The sequence below is a fragment of the Bacteroidales bacterium genome (assembly GCA_022647615.1).
GTDB lineage: Bacteria > Bacteroidota > Bacteroidia > Bacteroidales > UBA932 > Egerieousia.
Genome location: JALCKZ010000001.1, coordinates 1476940 through 1494851, shown reverse-complemented (window position 1 = coordinate 1494851; position 17912 = coordinate 1476940). Strand labels below are relative to the sequence as shown.

The 17912-nt window shown below is 40.9% G+C and carries 12 protein-coding genes; 8 read left to right on the top strand and 4 right to left on the bottom strand.

All coding sequences use genetic code 11. The features are described from left to right. The first annotated feature begins 77 nt into the window (after nucleotides 1-77). Complete coding sequence (locus LKM37_06530) at nucleotides 78-2189, top strand: HAMP domain-containing histidine kinase (protein ID MCI1720648.1); 2112 nt, start codon at nucleotides 78-80, stop codon at nucleotides 2187-2189. Nucleotides 2190-2263: 74 nt separating this feature from the next. Further along, on the top strand, nucleotides 2264-3847 hold the full coding sequence (locus LKM37_06525) for a hypothetical protein (GenBank protein MCI1720647.1): 1584 nt from the start codon (nucleotides 2264-2266) through the stop codon (nucleotides 3845-3847). Here LKM37_06525 and LKM37_06520 read toward each other — a convergent pair. From LKM37_06520 to LKM37_06510, 3 genes are read right to left on the bottom strand one after another with little or no spacing between them, the layout of a single operon-like run. Further along, nucleotides 3838-4866 (bottom strand): tyrosine recombinase XerD, encoded by a 1029-nt coding sequence (locus LKM37_06520; protein MCI1720646.1) that lies wholly within the window; start codon nucleotides 4864-4866, stop codon nucleotides 3838-3840. The two genes, LKM37_06525 and LKM37_06520, sit on opposite strands and share 10 nt — an antisense overlap. Continuing rightward, nucleotides 4863-5510, bottom strand: coding sequence for an endonuclease III (nth, locus tag LKM37_06515; protein ID MCI1720645.1), 648 nt, complete (start codon nucleotides 5508-5510; stop codon nucleotides 4863-4865). The genes LKM37_06520 and nth overlap by 4 nt, the downstream gene beginning before the upstream one ends. After that, a complete protein-coding gene (locus LKM37_06510) occupies nucleotides 5470-6267 on the bottom strand; it encodes an ATP-binding cassette domain-containing protein (GenBank protein MCI1720644.1) in 798 nt (265 codons plus the stop codon). The genes nth and LKM37_06510 overlap by 41 nt, the downstream gene beginning before the upstream one ends. 142 nt (nucleotides 6268-6409) lie before the next feature. On the opposite strand from LKM37_06510, the gene LKM37_06505 reads away from it, so the two are divergent. Genes LKM37_06505 through LKM37_06480 form a run of 6 tightly spaced genes read left to right on the top strand, consistent with a single transcriptional unit; the run spans nucleotide 6410 to nucleotide 16762 of the window. Beyond that, complete coding sequence (locus LKM37_06505; protein ID MCI1720643.1) at nucleotides 6410-9421, top strand: tetratricopeptide repeat protein; 3012 nt, start codon at nucleotides 6410-6412, stop codon at nucleotides 9419-9421. A 12-nt stretch (nucleotides 9422-9433) separates the two neighbouring features. Then, complete coding sequence (locus LKM37_06500; GenBank protein ID MCI1720642.1) at nucleotides 9434-11377, top strand: hypothetical protein; 1944 nt, start codon at nucleotides 9434-9436, stop codon at nucleotides 11375-11377. 50 nt (nucleotides 11378-11427) lie between these two features. After that, nucleotides 11428-13425, top strand: coding sequence for a DNA topoisomerase (ATP-hydrolyzing) subunit B (gyrB, locus tag LKM37_06495; GenBank protein ID MCI1720641.1), 1998 nt, complete (start codon nucleotides 11428-11430; stop codon nucleotides 13423-13425). Next, nucleotides 13418-14605 carry a peptidoglycan DD-metalloendopeptidase family protein gene (locus LKM37_06490; GenBank protein MCI1720640.1) on the top strand — a complete coding sequence of 396 codons (1188 nt, stop codon included), beginning with the start codon at nucleotides 13418-13420 and terminating at the stop codon, nucleotides 14603-14605. The genes gyrB and LKM37_06490 overlap by 8 nt, the downstream gene beginning before the upstream one ends. 38 nt (nucleotides 14606-14643) lie before the next feature. Beyond that, complete coding sequence (locus tag LKM37_06485; GenBank protein ID MCI1720639.1) at nucleotides 14644-15900, top strand: pyridoxal phosphate-dependent aminotransferase family protein; 1257 nt, start codon at nucleotides 14644-14646, stop codon at nucleotides 15898-15900. Between the two features lie 37 nt (nucleotides 15901-15937). Beyond that, nucleotides 15938-16762 carry an SDR family oxidoreductase gene (locus LKM37_06480; GenBank protein MCI1720638.1) on the top strand — a complete coding sequence of 275 codons (825 nt, stop codon included), beginning with the start codon at nucleotides 15938-15940 and terminating at the stop codon, nucleotides 16760-16762. Between the two features lie 174 nt (nucleotides 16763-16936). On the opposite strand, the gene LKM37_06475 is transcribed toward LKM37_06480, so the two are convergent. Continuing rightward, nucleotides 16937-17875 (bottom strand): D-2-hydroxyacid dehydrogenase, encoded by a 939-nt coding sequence (locus LKM37_06475; GenBank protein ID MCI1720637.1) that lies wholly within the window; start codon nucleotides 17873-17875, stop codon nucleotides 16937-16939. Nucleotides 17876-17912: the final 37 nt, after the last annotated feature.

The window sequence follows — 17912 nt, the reverse complement described above, 5'->3', positions numbered from 1 at the left end:
GCTTTAAGTATTATTTTGCACTGACCCTCATTTTGCTCTCTTTTAATTTTAGCACTGCACAATCCTTAAAGCCGGATATGCTGCCGGACCTGCAGTCAATTAACGGAGAATCTCTTAAGAGCCGTGATGAAATTGTCAAGCTTATTGCGGCAAGAAAGAGAAATAGAAAGAACACTTTGGACAGCCTTCAAAGAGAGTATGATGTGCTATCCAATAGCAAGACATCATCATACAAAGAAAAAGTAGCCGTCCTTCATAATATTATTGACATTGAGATTGTAAAAATGTCAACCAGGGTAAAATATGAAAAGGAGCTTCTAAAAATTGCTCAGAAAAATAAGGATTATAGTCTTGAAATTGAGACCATTGAAGAACTTATAAACAGTGATTACAATGCGCTTGACAAATACAGGAAACTCCTTACAAAGCTCCCCTCCGGCAATGAACAAAAAGAGGTAATTGCACTAATTGACTACAAAAACATTATCAAAAAATTCAGCAACGCAACTGAAAAAGAGGGAACGGCCGCACTGCAAAAAATGATAAACGGATATAATGATATCCCAAAATCAAAAATTTATGATAGAGCTGCCAATCTATTTGGAATTTGCATGGTCATGTCAAGGCTCTCAACTAATAGCCTGTACCAGGAGTATTTACAAAAACTTGGGGACATTATGGATGAACTTCCGGCAGATGGCAGGAATTTTCTCCCTTTCGCATACCACGCCGCGGCGGCAAATTTCTATGTAAAAAAGGACTTGATGAAGTCTGGTTATAAAATTGACATGGAAATGCTCCGCATAGAGAATGATGCCGATTCCATTTATAAGAGCAAGGGAAGAGTCTATAAATCAATGGAACTACAGCGTTACGTGACATACAGAAGGATGCTCTCTTACTCATCAATTTTATCAAAGGCCCAAGTTCAAGACGTTTACAATAAACTTGTAGAGACAACAAACAGGCATCCTGAACTTTACTCAGAATTTCACTCAAACCAGTCAATATGCTCCATTAGATACCTAATGGCAATGGAACGCTACAAGGAAGCAATTCCATTTTTGGAAAGAGTCATAACAAACAAGAAGAGAGAGAACGCACGCAAAATTCAAAAGGAATGCCTTAAAGATATGATAACTGCAAAAGTTGCCATAGATAAAAATGCTGATATCCAAGAATATGCAGAGAAATATTTAGATTTGCTGGAGGAGGAGAAAAAGAGCACGTTGGATGAGAAAAACAATGAAATGCAGATTCTCTACAACATGGATAACATGGAGAAAGAATCAAACAAAAAAATATTGAATTCCGGAATTATTTTTTTGGCTATTGTACTTATACTGTTTGCATTTGCTTTTTATTTGCTGGTACGTTCGCAGAATTTGGCGGGCAAGCTGGCAGAATCAAAAAACAAATTAATAAAGGAGAAAAAGGATTTGCATGAAACAAGAAAGAGGCTGGACAAGGCAAAAGCGGAGGCTGAAAATGCCTCTAGATTAAAGACTTCCTTCATTCAAAACATGCAGCATGAGATTAGGACCCCGCTTAATTCTATCGTAGGTTTTTCAAAAATTCTAGCCGACCCTTCTAACAAGCCAAGCAAAGAGGAGGCGGCAAAATTCAATGAAATCATGAGGCAAAACTCAGCGCTCTTGAGTACAACAGTAAGCGACATTTTGGATATCTCAGATTTGGAAAGAGGCGAGTATCATATTGCTCCAGAGAGCCTTAATGAGATTTGCACCTTTGTTGTCAACATATTCAAGGGAAGGGCGGCACAAGGAGTTGAAATGATTTTTAAAGCTCACGATAGAGATTTGATTATTGATACAGATAGGGAGAGATTAATTCAAGTCCTGCTTAACTTTCTTTCAAACTCATGCAAGTTTACTCAATCAGGCAAGATAGTACTTGATTATCAAATCAATAACAGAACAGCAGAAGTTCAAGGGAAAAACGGCTCAGTAATATTGTCAGTCACAGATACAGGCATAGGAATACCGGAAGGAAAAGAAGAAGTGATATTCAACAGATTTGAAAAGCTTAACAGATTTTCTCAGGGACAGGGGCTTGGTTTATTTATTTGCAGATTGATAGCCAAAGGATTACACGGCAAGGTTATGGCGGATGCAACTTGCTCCGGCGGCGCAAGATTTATATTTATTCACCCTCTAACTCAAGAATGATGCAGCGCAGCCATAGCTATATAACCAAATTTAGAACCGCTTGCCATATAGCGGCATACGTAGCGCTATTCATTATGCTTGCAACTAAACCTGCTTTAGCAGACAACTATGATCAAAAAGATTTTAGTGCAAAAGACAGCAGCAAAGAATTTTACAAAAAATACGTGACTGAACTTTTCAGCAAATTTGACAGAGCATCTTCAAATGAAGAGAGAGTAAAGTATGGGAGGCAAATATATGCAATAGCCAAAACCAACAAAGACGATAATACTCAGATTGAGGCAATTGGAGAGATGGCTAGTTATGACCAGGACCATGAAGAAAGATACATTGAGATGTCCGATCTCTTGCCAAAAAGTAATGCCAAGGCTGAATTACTTACATTTATAAAATTCCTGCAGGCATCTAAACAAACTGATGAAACTTACTGCAAAAAAAATGAGTCAGCTTTTTGGAATGAACTTATAACGGAGTACAAAAATGGAAAAAATAATAGCATCTATGAACAGGCAGGTGCTTTGTTTAATATTAGCGCATTTTACACAAAAACTCTATCGGGAAGCCTAGATATCAAATATATAGAAGAGCTTGGCAAATTAGTGGAAAAACTTCCGGCAGACGGAAAAAGATTTCTTCCTCTTGCCTATTACATGCTCACTGCTAATTATTATGTAAAACAATCAGGCAGCCATGAACAAAAAGCCGGAGTAAGCGCATGCAGACAAGCTCTTAACTATTTGGACCTTGCTGAGATAGAAATGCGGCAAAACGGCAGGAAATATTTAAGCATGGATAAGAACCGCTATATTATATATATGGCGATGCTAAGATGCAATCAGGTCCTCTCAAAAGATGAACTTTCTGAATGCCTTAAGAAAATAGAAGTTATAGCGTCAAAAAATAAAGAAGTTGCAGCAGAGTTCAACTCCCCGTATTCACTTGCAAAAGTGAGATATTACATGTCCGTAAAAGATTATGCATCTGCAACTCCGTATCTTGACAGCATATTGAATAACAAAAATTTACAGGATGAAATCTGGATTCAGAAAGAATGTTTGGAGAACATATTTATCGCCGGAAAAGCTCTTGGCAAAGAGAAAGAGCTAAAGCCATACTTATTAAGATATATTCAGCAAAGAGAACAGGAAAATTCCGATAACCTTGACGAGAAGGTTAAAGAAATCCAAGTACTGCACGATGTTAACGGACTTAGGCATAAAGAGATTCAAAAGCAAGCAGGAGTAATAGCCATAAGCACAATTTGCGTAATAGCTCTCCTTATAGTCACGATAGTTATGTTAATGCGCTCCAAAAGAGCATCTTACAGAGTCAAGCGGTCAGAAGACATTTTAATAAAAGAGAAAGAATCTATCGCAAAGGCAAATGCAATACTGGAACATGAAATAGAAGTTGCGGAAAGCGATAATAAGATGAAGGCGCTTTTCCTTCAAAAAATGAACAAAGAGATTAAGACGCCTTTAAGAGATATCACCAACTACGCAAACATGATTTCTGACTCCAGCAATTTAATTTCTGCCGACGACAAAAAGAATTATGCGGTAAAAATAGATCTTGCGGCCAAAAGCCTTATCAATATGATAGAAACGGTACTGGATGTTACTGACGCTGAGACTAATTCTAAAAAGAATTATGAATGATTCCTTTCCGGGTGGTGCTCCAGAATATTTTTCATCCACTGTTTTGTGCTGACATGCGTGTAAATCTCTGTAGTTAAAATACTTTCATGCCCAAGCATATCCTGGACAACTCTTAAATCAGCACCATTTTCAACTAAATGAGTAGCAAATGAATGTCTGAAAGTATGCGGATGAACATCTTTTTTTATCCCCGCAATGCGAGCCTGATTTTTAACTATATCAAATACCATTACGCGAGTCATTTTTCCACCGCGCCTGTTCAAAAAAAGAGTATCCTCAGCCTCGGCCAAATTTGATGCAGATTTGCTTTTTAAAGTAGATTTTTCAGCCGTTTTTGAAGCTCTTTTTCCAAGCGATCCTCCCAGCTGTTTTGCATTCTGCAGAACTTCCCATCTAACAGGTATATAATTATTTACAGCATCCTTGGCATAATCTCCCACCGGGATAAGTCGTTGCTTGTTTCCCTTGCCAATTACTCTGATGAATGAGTCCTTAAAAAACAAATCGGACAGACGTAGATTCACCAATTCGCTCACGCGCAAACCGCAAGAATAAAGCATCTCTAAAATTGCACGATTACGTGTCCCTTCCGGTGCTGACAAATCCACCGAATTTAAAATTTTATCAACCTCCTCTACAGATAAAACTGTCGGGAGCTGCCTTGTAAGTTTTGGAGTATCAATTTTTTCACAAGGATTTATTTCGGAAGAAGAGTTTTGCCCTCCTCCTGAATTTGAAGAGGAGTGTTCCAAAGAGTAAAATTTATAGAAAGATTTTAAAGCGCTAATACAACGTGCCTGGCTCCTCTTTGATATGCCCGATTCAAATTCGCTTGCAAGATATTCATCAATTAAGTCAGAAGACACGCGCTCCGGGGATCCAATTCCCTTTTCATGCAAATAGTTTATAAACTTCTTAATATCAGAACAATAAGACAAGATAGTATTTTTGGAAAGAGATCTTTCCAGTCTCAGGTAGGCAGAGTATTCTTTAAGACTTATTTTAAAATCATCCGTCATAGTTTGCTGTTTTCAAGCAACTTTGGACACCATTTGGAAATTGGGCACTCATCACACATTGGTTTAGCAGATTTGCATACATATCTGCCATGAAGTATAAGCCAGTGATGCGCCTTAGCTCTTTTATCTACGGGAATCATTTTCTCCAAATCTTCCTCCACTTCCAGAGGGGTTGCCCCTTTGGAAAATCCGATTCTATGAGCTACTCTAAACACATGAGTATCAACGGCTATTACAGGTTTGTTAAAACAAATTGAGGCAACAACATTTGCAGTCTTTCTCCCCACGCCCGGCAATTTTTCCATCTGCTCTATCTCCTCCGGAACTTTGCCTCCAAAATCCTTTACAAGCATCTTTGCCATACCCAGAAGATGAGCGGCCTTGCTGTTTGGAAAAGATATGGACTTTATATACTTGAAAATATCTTTTTCCGTGGCCTTTGCAAGAGACTCTGCATCAGGGTATTTTGCAAGCAATGCAGGAGTTGTCATGTTAACTCTCTTATCTGTGCACTGCGCGGAGAGTATAACTGCTACAATAAGTTCAAAAGGACTTTTGAATTTCAGCTCGCTCTTTGGCTCAGGTCCGTATTTGTCAAACCACTCAAGAATTTTCTTGCGGCTCTCCGTCATTTTCTGTTTCATAATCATCTGGCATATCGTCTGCCACCTCTTTTAACTTGTCCTGTTCTACCCCATTGTTGGTCAATTCCGTACAAACTCCATTAGCGCACATCATTATCCTTGCAGGATATCTGTCAATAATAGACCTGTTATGCGTAATCATCAGAACTGCAGGAGAATATTGCTTATGAATTCTTAAGAGAGCATCCATAATTCCTGCCGCCGTCTCTGCATCCAAATTACCCGTAGGCTCATCAGCAAGAATAACTGACGGAGAATTCAAAATGGCTCTTGCAATTGCAACTCTCTGTTGCTCACCGCCTGAAAGCTGATGAGGCATTTTATGCGCCTTGTTCTCCATCCCCACAACCTTAAGAACCTCCATGCACCTCTCCTGCATTTTTTGCAAATCATCCCATTCAGTAGAACGCAGGACAAACATCAAATTCTCCATAACCGTCTGGTCCATAAGGAGCTGAAAATCCTGAAAAACTACTCCAAGGTTCCTTCTCAAATACGGAATCTGATTTTTCCTGATTGTTTTCAAATCAAAATCCCCTACTCTTCCCTCGCCGCTAATCAGAGGGAGTTCAGCTGTTAAAGTCCTGATAATTGAGCTTTTGCCGCTTCCAACCTTTCCCACCAGATATACAAATTCCCCTCTTTTAACTTTTAAGTTAACTCCCGACAGAATAAGATTCCCGTCGTTGTATATATCAGCATTTTCCAATTCTATCAAAGGAAGCGCTATCCCTGTTTTGAAACCAAGTTCACCCATCTGTGGCATAATTTTCTCAGCAATTTTCCGGTTAATAAATAGTGAATAAAATATTAGTGGCAAATTTAAGAATTTTACCATTTATTCATACTTTTGATAAGATATGTTCTGTTTTACAAAATGTGGTTATAATAGTCAGATTATGAAGAAGATACTTTTAGCTATAGCAATACTTTCCCTATTTTGCGTAAACCCGTCGGGAGCTCAAAACACTATACAATCCGGCAGTTCCGCGCACATGTCTTCCGGTATTGAGCTGTACAAAAATAAGATGTACAGCAGCGCCCTTAATGAATTTAACAAAGAGCTGGAGCAAAGCGGAGAAAAAAATTCCGCCGGCACCAAAGCGGAAGAGGCTGCGGGGTATAAAGTGCTGTGTCAGATATTGCTGAAACAGCCTAATCTAGAGGGTATTGTAAAGAACTATGAATCTGACTACCCTGCATCTTCTCTTCTACCTCAAATAAAATTCAGGCTAGCAATCTCCGAATTTGAAAATGACAAATATTCAGACGCAATGAAAATCCTGGACAAGATGGATGCAGATATGTTGGCCAAAGAGGATAGAGATGAATTCTTTTTTCGCAAGGGCTACTGCCAGATGAGGACAGGGTCATACCAGGAGGCCCGCCAAACATTTAATTATCTCACAAGTTCCAATGACAAAGGACCTTATGCAAGCGCTGCATATTACTATCTTGGGTATATGGATTACATGAACAAAGAATTTACCAGGGCAATACCATCTTTGGAGAAAGCAAAATCAGACCCTAGATTTACCGTTATGAGCAAATTCCATATCCTGGACAGCAAGTTCATGCTAAAGGATTACAATTATGTAATTAACAACGGGCCGGAAGTTTACAAAACAATAGAGCAAACATACAAGCCAAGAGTTGCAAGGATTATTTCTGAATCTTATTATGCAACAGGCGATGCGCAAAACGCAAGAAAATTTTTCAACATGTACTCTTCCGGCGGCGGAATATCCTCACGCTCAGACAATTTCTATGCAGGAATGATTGCCTATACGCTAAAGGATTATGACACTTCCATCACTCGTTTCAGCCGTGTTAAAGAGGTTGATGATTCTCTAGGCCAAAGCGCAAACTATCACATAGGACAGTGCTATATTCAGCTGAAAAACAAGCCGGCCGCAGAGGAGGCTTTCCGCAGCGCCGCATGCATGCGTTATGACAAAGCAATAGAGGAAGATGCATACTTCAACTATGCAAAACTGGATTTTGATTTAACCGGAGAAACATCAAGATTTACAGATTACCTTAATAATTACAAAGTTACAGAGAGAAAACAAGATGAAATATATGGCTATATAGCAACAGGCGCTCTAACCAAAAAGGATTATGATCAGGCTATAAGCGCTCTCTCTAAAATTAAAAAGCCTACTGAAACGGACCTGGTCAATCTTAAAAAAGCTAACTTCTTTAAAGGGGCAAAACTTTTAGATGAAGGCTCGTATTCAGCTTCAGCAGAATATCTTGCAAAGGCAACGGAGAATGAGTCATATAATCCTTCCCTGACAAATCTTGCAAAATTCTGGCAGGCAGAGTGCAACTTCAGGCAAGGCAAGTATGCGGAATCTCAAAAGATTCTGAGCGAATTGCAAAAGAATTTGCGCTTTAAACAAAGCAAGGAGTATTCTGAGTCATACTTCAACAGCGGATATAACTACTTCAAACTTAAGGATTTGGCAAATGCAAAAACAGCGTTTGAAACCTATCTGAATTTTCCGCAATCACAGCGTTCCTATACGAATGATGCAAAGACAAGGCTGGCAGACTGCTACTTCATGGAGAGAAATTTCAGCAAAGCAGCCGAACTATATGAAAAGATTGGAGCGGAGACAAACTACTCAAACCTATATGCTCCTCTGCAAGGCGCAATTGCCCGCGGCTTTATGTCAGATAATGCAAAGAAAATCTCTGAACTTAAAAATATAACAGGAGCATCTCACAGAGAGTCACCTCTTTACACAGAAGCCTTGTTTGAACTTGGCTGCACCCAGGTGCAGAATTCCAATGACAAAGATGCTATTGAGAGTTTTAATAAGTTAATAAATAATCCTCCCGACAGTATATACTACTACAAGGCTCTTCTGGAGATTGGAATGATAAACTCAAACAGGCACTATGCGGATGCGGCAATAAAAAATTACAAGGAAATTATTGACAAACAGCCAAATAGCCAGGAGGCTCAGACCGCCCTAAGTGCGTTGGAGAATATTTATCAGAATCAAAACAGGTCAGAAGAATTTTTGGAATACGTACAGAGCAATGGTGCGGCAACTGCTAAAACTCCTGCCGAAAAGGAGACCCTCATCTTTAATTCTGCGGAGCAAATTTACATGAGCGGAAAGTATGAGCCTGCAATAAAAGCTTTGGAATCATTTACTGAGAGATACCCCAGCGGACAAAGATATGAGCAGGCAATGTTCTATTTGGCAGAATGTTACAGAAAAACAGACAATGCGGAAAAAGCAATTGAGTGCTACCATAAAGTTATGGAAAGCGGAGAGGGAGCGCTATCTGAATCTGCAACTAAAAATTATGCAGACTTGTGTTACAAGCTGGAGAAATACTCAGACGCGGCCCGGGGTTATGAGACACTGGAAAAAACGGCAAATTTTAAGGAGAACAAGCTTGAGGCAGTGATGGGAGAGATGCGCTCATATTTCTGCAACAAAGAGTACAAAACTGCGTCATTAAGAGCAGAGCAAATAATTTCTGATAAACAATATGGAGCCGAACAAAGAGATGAGGCTATGTATTATGAGGGAAGGAGCTTGCTTGCTCTGGGAGAGAGAGTTAAAGCAATAGAGTCTTTGAAGAAACTCTCAGAAAATCCTAAGACAGCGCTTGGAGCGGAGGCTGCATATCTTGTTATCCAAGACTCTTTTGACAACGGAAAATTTGATAAAGTGGAGAAGCAAACATTTACTTTATCAAAATCCAAGACTCCGCAAACGTACTGGATGGCAAGGAGTTTCATTGTGCTTGGAGACTCTTACGCCGAACGAGGAAATAAGGAGCAGGCCCTTGCTACCTACAAGAGCATTAAAGATAACTATAAAGGAAAAGATGATGACATCATCTCAACCGTAACTGCAAGAATCAACAAAACAGAGGAAAAATAACAAACTACTTATATGAAACACAACAATTTGGCAATTTTAGCCGCGCTGGCTATGCTGGCACTTCCGGCAACTATGAGCGCACAAAATGCTACGGTTAGAGTGGACAAGAATTATGAAGGAGACCTTACCGCAGCGGGAAAGCCTAAGATGGCTATGGATTTTGCTGACACTTTGAAAAACTTTAATTTAAATTTTGACTATCACATTTTTGACAAGCCGTTCAGAGATTTGTATGAATTCTCCCCTCTTCCTTCCGCACAGATACACAGCCCAATGCAGGCAGATTATCCGTGGATAATAGCAAGAGTTGGACTCTCTTTTCCGCTTGCGCCGGTTGCAACGGTTTATCTGCAGCCGAAAATTTTCAAAAACAATAACGCAGATGTATCGGACAATTTAAGATTTAAATTTGAACATAAATCTTATTGGGGAAAGATGCCGCTTGCCGGATTTAAAGATAACGGCAAGACAACGGACCTGAATACAAAAGCACAAGCAAGGAGCTGGAACACAGGCGGCTCCGTTAACTACGACCATCAATGGCTCAAAGGCAATTTTTCCGCGGAGGCTTATTACCGTAATGTTCACGACAGCTATTACGGATATAACAGCCAGCGTTTTGCCGGATTCACCGGCACGCCTGATATCAGCCATTTTGGCAACAAAAACTTCATGAAAGATGACATGTCCCACCAATATAATCAGGGAGGTATCAACTTGAATATTAGTTCCGTAGATAACGCAAACTATACGGGGAAATTCAGATATGACGCTAACCTTGCATACTGCAACACTTCAGACAAGGCAAAAATTGCTCTTCTATCCTCTTTGGCAAGGGGCAATACTCCATTGGTTGAGAAGCCGAACATTTATGAAAATTGGTTGAAGTTTAATGCAGAAGCGGGCCCAACCTTTGGCAAATACTCAATGGTAACTGTTGGAGTTAACTCAGAATCAGTATTTTATACAGGAATTCAAGATTATCATTACTCCCTGCTGGAGGGAACTTTACAGTATAAGTTCAACAACGGGAAATGGAAGTTTAATCTTGGTGCAAGAGCTTCCGTCTCCTTCAAAAATAAAGATGGGGTAAATAAATATTTCACTTACATAAGTCCAAAGGCAACTGTATCGTACGAATTAATTGATAACAAATTGTGGGCTTATGGAATTGCCGACGGAGGCAATGACGTAAACAGTTATTCATCTTTGTTGAGGAAAAACAGATGGATTGCCCCTGTGATTGACATGAGAGCAAGCTCAGTACCTTTGATTACAAAAGCGGGGCTTAGAGGAATGGCCAACGATAAAATCAGCTATGATATTTATGCAGGTTATGCAATAAGGAAAGGAATGTTGCAATATGTTGAATATGAACAGCTGATGAATAACGCATATTATCCGGCAGGCAGCACTGTTGCCACAGACTACTCAAATTCCGTTTTTAACGCGCTCTATTCAAATCACAGAGAGTTCATGTTTGGCGGCCAGGCAGATTACAAATCTGAAAGAGTTAAGGCGGGACTGCAGTTCAATTTCTCTGAATACACCAAAGGCAAGAAATATTCCGATATGCAGAACTTGGCAAACGGAACAGTTAACTGGATTAGCAAGGAGAAGCCTTCCGGCTACGCACCTTTTGAACTTAACATGTATGGAGAATACAACTTCAGGGAGAGAATTTATATTGGAGCAACTATTTACTACCGCGCCGCAACCCCTTATATTCTTGGAAGAAGAGTAAGCGACAATGCCGGAGGAAATTACACTCTGACCTTTACCGGGGCCAAGATTTCAGACTTTGTGGACATGGGCATTTACGGGCAGTATGTTATCAACAAGCACTTTACCGCTTTTGCACAGCTTAACAATCTGTTAAACAGCAATGTACAGTATTACGGAATGTATATAGAAAAGACCATTTCGGGGGGTGCCGGACTCTTGGTAAAGTTCTAATTTTTTCCTAAATTTGTACGTTAATAGTTTTAGGAAAAAAAGTAAAAAAAATGAGCGAACAAGAGTTGAAAAAGAAGGGCGCCGGAGAGAGCTATAATGCGGAAAGCATTCAAGTTCTGGAAGGCCTGGAGGCTGTTAGAAAACGTCCCTCCATGTACATTGGAGATATTGGTGAAAGAGGACTTCACCACCTGGTTTATGAAGTTGTAGATAACTCAATAGATGAGGCACTTGCAGGTTTTTGCAACAACATTGAGGTTACAATCAATGAGGATAATTCAATTACCGTAAAGGATAACGGAAGAGGTATCCCCACGGGAATGCATGAGAAAGAGCACCGCAGCGCATTGGAGGTTGTTCTTACCATTCTGCATGCCGGCGGTAAATTCAATAAAGGAAGTTATAAAGTATCAGGAGGTTTGCACGGCGTTGGAGTATCCTGCGTTAATGCGCTTTCTATACACATGACCGCAGAGGTCCACAGAGAGGGCAAAGTCTTCATGCAGGAGTACTCAAAGGGCAAACCCCTGTATCCTGTAAAAACAGTTGGAGAGGCCTCAGATACCGGCACTATTATTACGTTTAAGCCGGATCCTGAAATTTTCACGCTCTCGACAGTTTACAACTATGATATTCTGGCAGCGCGCCTGAGAGAACTTGCCTACCTTAACAAGAAGGTAAAGCTGACTCTTACCGATATGCGCGCCAAAGAGACTAATGATGAGGGAGTTGAGGTTTCAAAACCAAAGACTGAAATATTCTACTCTGAACTTGGCCTGTTGGAATTTGTCAAATATTTGGACGGTAACAGGGAGAAACTTACAGAGAACCCTATTTATCTGGAGAGCGACAAGACAGGCTACCCTATTGAAATTGCAATGCAATACAATACCGAGTTTAATGAAAACGTCCACTCTTACGTCAACAATATCAACACAATAGAGGGAGGTACTCACCTGTCGGGATTCAGAAGAGGCTTAACCACAACCCTTAAGAACTACGCAGATAAAGAGGGAATGCTTAAGAACCTCAAATTTGAGATTGACCCTTCCGATTTTAGAGAGGGTTTGACAGCTGTAATTTCTGTGAAAGTTGCTGAGCCTCAGTTTGAGGGACAGACAAAAACAAAACTTGGAAATGCGGAAGTTATGGCGGCTGTAAGCCAGGCTACAAGCATCGCTTTGGAAAATTATCTGGAAGAGCATCCTAAAGATGCAAAACTGATTATAGATAAAGTTATTCTTGCCGCACAGGCAAGGCACGCAGCACGTAAAGCAAGGGAGCTGGTTCAGAGAAAGAGCGGAATGAGCGGAGTGGGACTTCCTGCAAAGCTTGCAGATTGCTCAGAAAGAGATCCTTCCAAATGCGAGCTCTTCCTGGTTGAGGGAGATTCCGCAGGCGGTACTGCCAAAGAGGGAAGAAACAGAATGTACCAGGCCATCCTTCCGCTGAGAGGAAAAATTCTGAACGTGGAGAAGGCTATGGAGCACAGAGTATTTGATAGCGAGACTATTAGAAACATTTACACTGCGCTTGGAGTTACGGTTGGAACTGAAGAAGACAGCAAGGCATTAAACCTTAGCAAGTTAAGATATCATAAGATTATAATTATGGCCGATGCCGATGTGGACGGAGCGCATATTACGACTCTAATCTTGACATTCTTCTTCCGTTATATGATAGACCTGATTAAGAATGGTTATGTCTATTGCGCTACTCCTCCTTTGTACATGATTAAGAAGGGAAAGGATGCCAACAGATATTGCTGGAGCGACGAGGAAAAAGATAAGGTTGTTGCTGAGCTTACAAAGGGCGGCACCCAATCTGAGAAAGGTATTAAAATCCAGAGATACAAAGGATTGGGAGAGATGAGCCAAGACCAGCTGGCGGAAACCACTATGGATCCGGCAAATAGAATTTTAAGAAAAGTTTATATAGAAAATGCAGCTGAAGCTGACCGTATTTTCTCTATGCTTATGGGGGATGATGTTCCACCGAGGAGGGAATTTATAGAGCAACACGCAAAATACGCTAACATTGATGCTTAAAAAGTACGCCTACATTATTCTTACATTACTCCTGCTTGTCCCGCTAAAGGGACAAGCTCAGTTTTTTGGGAAAAGGCGCAATAAGGAAGATATTCCTATAAGCATTAAACTTGACCCAAGATTTCCTCAGGTTAGGGATACTATTGATTTGAGATACTCAACCGCAACTGGTGTAACACTAGACGATATCTGGTCAGATTTCTGGTTGTCAACCGGTTACATTCCTATCTTTTACCTCCCGGACCCATTTAAAAATTACTCTCTGGACAGCGAGAATCCATCAAAGGAGAAGGATAAAAACTCCGCAAAGCGTCCGCAAATTATTTTCTCCGTTACAGATTTTACAAAGAATACTCTCAAGGAGATTGAAGAGGAGAGAAATGCTCTGATTAATGAAGAGGAGGAAGAGAGTGATGATGAGGAAGATACAGATCAGCCAATTACAGAGCTTCCGGAGGAGTATGATATCTGGAGCAATACCACAATCAATCCATATAATGTTAAGCTTGCTGACATGAAGGACACTGTCCGCATAGATGTTAGCGGGTTCTGCCCTCCTATAGAGAGGAAGTATGAGACTTCTGAGTTTGGACCGCGCTGGGGAAGAATACATGCCGGCATAGATTTAAAAGTCTTCAAGGGTGATACCATACGTGCGGCATTTGATGGAGTTGTACGCATAAGACGCTATGATGGAAGTGGTTACGGCAACTTCATTGTTCTGCGCAATGATAATGGACTGGAGACTTTGTATGGCCACATGAGCGGATTTATTGCTGATGAGGGACAAAGAGTAAAGGCAGGAGAGCCTATCGGACTTGGAGGTAGCACCGGACATTCAACCGGCACGCATCTTCATTTTGAGCTTAGGTATCTGGGAAACGCTATCAACCCTAGAGATGCAATAGACTTTGATACAGGACCATACGCAATTAAAGACAATACTCTTGTTCTTACAAAAGATAACTTCCGTTATCAAAGACTGCACTTTAGCAGAAGCGGCAGGCACAGGAATTATGGAAGGAGCAGAAGCAGAAGAGGCAGCAGTGTCACAATAAGGAAAGGAGATACTCTTGGAGCACTTGCCCGCCGCCACCACACAACAGTGGCAAAGCTAAAGAGGCTTAATGGCATAAAAGGAAATAACATTCGCAGCGGCAAGAAGCTGAGAGTCAGATAATATCTGTCGCGACAGAAAATAATTAAAAAATAAATATTATGGACATTTTTGACAGAATTAAGGAAAATGAGGGAGGACCTCTTGGACAATACAGGAAAAGAGCACACGGCTATTTTATGTTCCCAAAACTAGAGGGAGAGATTGGGCCCTATATGACTTTCAATGGTAAAAAGGTACTCGCATGGACTTTTAATAATTATTTGGCCCTGGCAAATGACCCTGAGGTTAGAAAAGTTGATGCGGAAGCGGCTGCAAAATGGGGTCTTGCATATCCTATGGGTGCAAGAATGATGAGCGGCCACACTTCTTTGCATGAAAAGCTGGAGCGTGAACTTGCTGATTTTGAGCAGAAAGAAGATGCTTATCTTCTAAACTTCGGCTATCAGGGCATGGTATCTATTCTGGATGCGCTGCTTACAAGACATGATGTTGTTGTGTACGATGAAGAGTGCCACGCATGTATCATGGATGGTTTGCGCCTTCACATGGGATTGAGAATCAGATATAAACATAATGATATTGCGGACTGCGAAAAAGTTCTTGCACGTGCGGAGAAGGTTGCAAATGAACAGGGAGGAGGCGTACTACTTGTAACAGAAGGAGTTTACGGCATGACCGGGGCTATGGGAGCTCTTGGAAAAATTGTTCCGCTTAAGAAAAAATACAAATTCAGAATTCTAATTGATGATGCGCACGGCTTTGGAGTAATGGGCGCACACGGACGCGGAACATCTGAGGAGCAAGGAGTTATGGATGGCGTTGATTTGTACTTTGGAGCTTTTGCAAAAGCAATGGCTGCAATTGGAGGATTTATCGCAGGTCCAAAAGACATCATCAATTTCTTAAGATATAATCTTAGAAGTCAGATATATGCAAAGTCTCTTCCAATGGCTCTTGTTGAGGGATGCTTAAAGAGACTTGATATGATTCGCAATGGCGACGAGAGAAGAAAACATTTGTTTGAAATCGCACGCGCAATGCAGAATGGTCTGAGAGAGAGAGGTTTTGATGTAGGACCCGCAGAGGCTTGTATCACTCCTGTATTTGTAAAGGGAACAGTTCCAGAAGCAACAAACATACTTGTAGATTTGAGAGAAAACTATAAGATATTCTGCTCTGTTGTTGTATATCCTGTTGTACCTAAGGGTGTTATAATGTTCAGAATTATCTGCACCGCAATGCACCAGATGGAGCATGTTGAGTATACTCTTAAAGCTTTTGAGGAGATTAAGAAGAAACTTGCTGCAGGTGCCTACAGCGGAGACAATGATATCAAAGATATGGCTATTGATTAGCCGTCTTGTATAACTAATTGGCAAATAGCATTTTGCAATGGGCAAATTTGACGGTAAAGTTGTAGTAATAACGGGGGCAAGTTCCGGGATAGGTCTTGCCTCCGCTCGTGCTTTTGCACAGGAAGGAGCAAGCGTTGTACTTGCGGCGCGTTCCGCGGACAAGCTAAAACAGACTTTTTGCGAACTGTCTCATAAGGGACAGGAGGCTGGAAGATTTCTTGCTGTCCCGACAGATGTTCAAAAAGAGGATAATTGCAAGAGGCTGATAGAGGCTGCGGTAGAGAAATTTGGGAAAATAGATGTGCTTGTAAATAATGCGGGCATCTCCATGAGGGCAATGTTCAGAGACTTAGATTTGATTGTCCTTAAGCGTCTTATGGATGTTAATTTCTGGGGGACCGTTTACTGCACAAAATACGCGCTGCCCTATCTGCTTAAGAGCAAGGGAACTGTAGTTGGCGTAATTTCTATTGCAGGTTTCAAAGGACTTCCGGCACGTACCGGATATTCTGCTTCAAAGTTTGCAATCTATGGATTCCTGGATACTTTGAGAGTTGAGCATCTTCACGACGGGTTAAATGTTCTGGTTTTTGCACCGGGCTTTACCGCTTCAAATGTCAGATTTGCAGCGCTTACCGCGGACGGTACACCTCAGGGTGAAACTCCAAGGGACGAGGCAGGCATGATGAGTGCGGAAACTGTCGCGATTAAGATGGTGCATGCCGTGTATAAGCGCAAGTCTCAGGTTGTGCTGACGCCTATCGGAAAACTTACGGTCTTTCTGAATAAGATTTGCCCGAGGCTTGTTGACAAGCTTGAGTATAACTACATGAAGAAGGAACCTAATTCACCTCTAAAATAGAAAATTTTCAAATAGTCTACCGCAAAAAAATTTTAAATAGTCCGCCGCAGCCGTCGCTATTATACCAACCGCACAAGCCAACGCCTACTGCGCCGCCACAAAGCGGCGTCGCAACTAGTGGTTTACGCGGCTAACGCCGCGGAGATGCACTGGCACTACGTGCCAGGCCTTCGGCTAATAGTTTTTGAAATTAATTATATTCTCTGAAAGTTTATTAATCAAGCACTTACGAGCCTCCTGACTGGTCCACCCGATATGCGGCGTAAGAATCACCTTGCTGTTATCCTTGATTTTCAAATATGGCGATGTCAGAGGAATTGGCTCCTTTGAATAGACATCTATTCCTGCACCTGCTATAACATTCTCATTTAGAGCACGTACAAGATCCTCTTCATTAATGATTCCACCGCGTCCAAGATTAATTATGAATGCAGAAGGCTTCATCATCTTAAGCTGTGCATACTTAATCAAGTCTTTTGTCTTCTCATTCATTGGAGCATGAACAGATATGTAATCACAGGTTTTCATCAGTTCATCCAATGAAACATTCTTATATTCAGAAGAATGCGGCTTACCGGAAGTTGAATAATAAACCACCTCCATTCCAAATGCCTTTGCAAGAGAGGCAACTCTGGAACCTATATTGCCCAAGCCGACAATACCATAACGTTTTCCGCTCAGCTCAGTGAAAACACGGCTCACATCAGACACAAGATTCCCGCGCGAATACTCTCCGCTTTTAACTCTTGCATCATAATATCCAAGCCAGCAGGAGAGGCTTAAAACCATTGATAATGTGACTTGTGCAACACTCTCGGTTGAATACCCCGCAACATTTTTTACTGGAATATTTTTGCTATTTGCATAGGCAATATCTACATTATTCGTCCCGGTAGCAGCAACACAAATAAGTTTCAAATTCTTTGCGGCATCAATTTGCTCTTTCCCAATTACGACCTTATTAATTATAAGGATATCACAATCCTTAACTCTTCCAAAAACATCCTCAGCTTTTGTAAATGGGTATGTAACAAGCTCTCCCAGTTTCGCAACCGGCTCAAGTGAAACATCTTCCCCTATTGAAGCAGCATCCAAAAAAACAATTTTATTCATATAACTTTTTAAATATTAAGAATTTACTTTTAACTAA

Excerpts from the sequence above, each read along its gene's own strand:
- LKM37_06480 (MCI1720638.1), top strand. The coding sequence starts at position 15,938 with ATGGGCAAATTTGACGGTAAAGTTGTAGTAATAACGGGGGCAAGTTCC.
- LKM37_06525 (MCI1720647.1), top strand. The coding sequence starts at position 2,264 with ATGCTTGCAACTAAACCTGCTTTAGCAGACAACTATGATCAAAAAGAT.
- LKM37_06505 (MCI1720643.1), top strand. The coding sequence starts at position 6,410 with ATGAAGAAGATACTTTTAGCTATAGCAATACTTTCCCTATTTTGCGTA.
- LKM37_06500 (MCI1720642.1), top strand. The coding sequence starts at position 9,434 with ATGAAACACAACAATTTGGCAATTTTAGCCGCGCTGGCTATGCTGGCA.
- LKM37_06510 (MCI1720644.1), bottom strand. The coding sequence starts at position 6,267 with ATGGGTGAACTTGGTTTCAAAACAGGGATAGCGCTTCCTTTGATAGAA.
- nth (MCI1720645.1), bottom strand. The coding sequence starts at position 5,510 with ATGAAACAGAAAATGACGGAGAGCCGCAAGAAAATTCTTGAGTGGTTT.
- LKM37_06485 (MCI1720639.1), top strand. The coding sequence starts at position 14,644 with ATGGACATTTTTGACAGAATTAAGGAAAATGAGGGAGGACCTCTTGGA.
- LKM37_06530 (MCI1720648.1), top strand. The coding sequence starts at position 78 with ATGCTGCCGGACCTGCAGTCAATTAACGGAGAATCTCTTAAGAGCCGT.
- gyrB (MCI1720641.1), top strand. The coding sequence starts at position 11,428 with ATGAGCGAACAAGAGTTGAAAAAGAAGGGCGCCGGAGAGAGCTATAAT.
- LKM37_06475 (MCI1720637.1), bottom strand. The coding sequence starts at position 17,875 with ATGAATAAAATTGTTTTTTTGGATGCTGCTTCAATAGGGGAAGATGTT.
- LKM37_06520 (MCI1720646.1), bottom strand. The coding sequence starts at position 4,866 with ATGACGGATGATTTTAAAATAAGTCTTAAAGAATACTCTGCCTACCTG.
- LKM37_06490 (MCI1720640.1), top strand. The coding sequence starts at position 13,418 with ATGCTTAAAAAGTACGCCTACATTATTCTTACATTACTCCTGCTTGTC.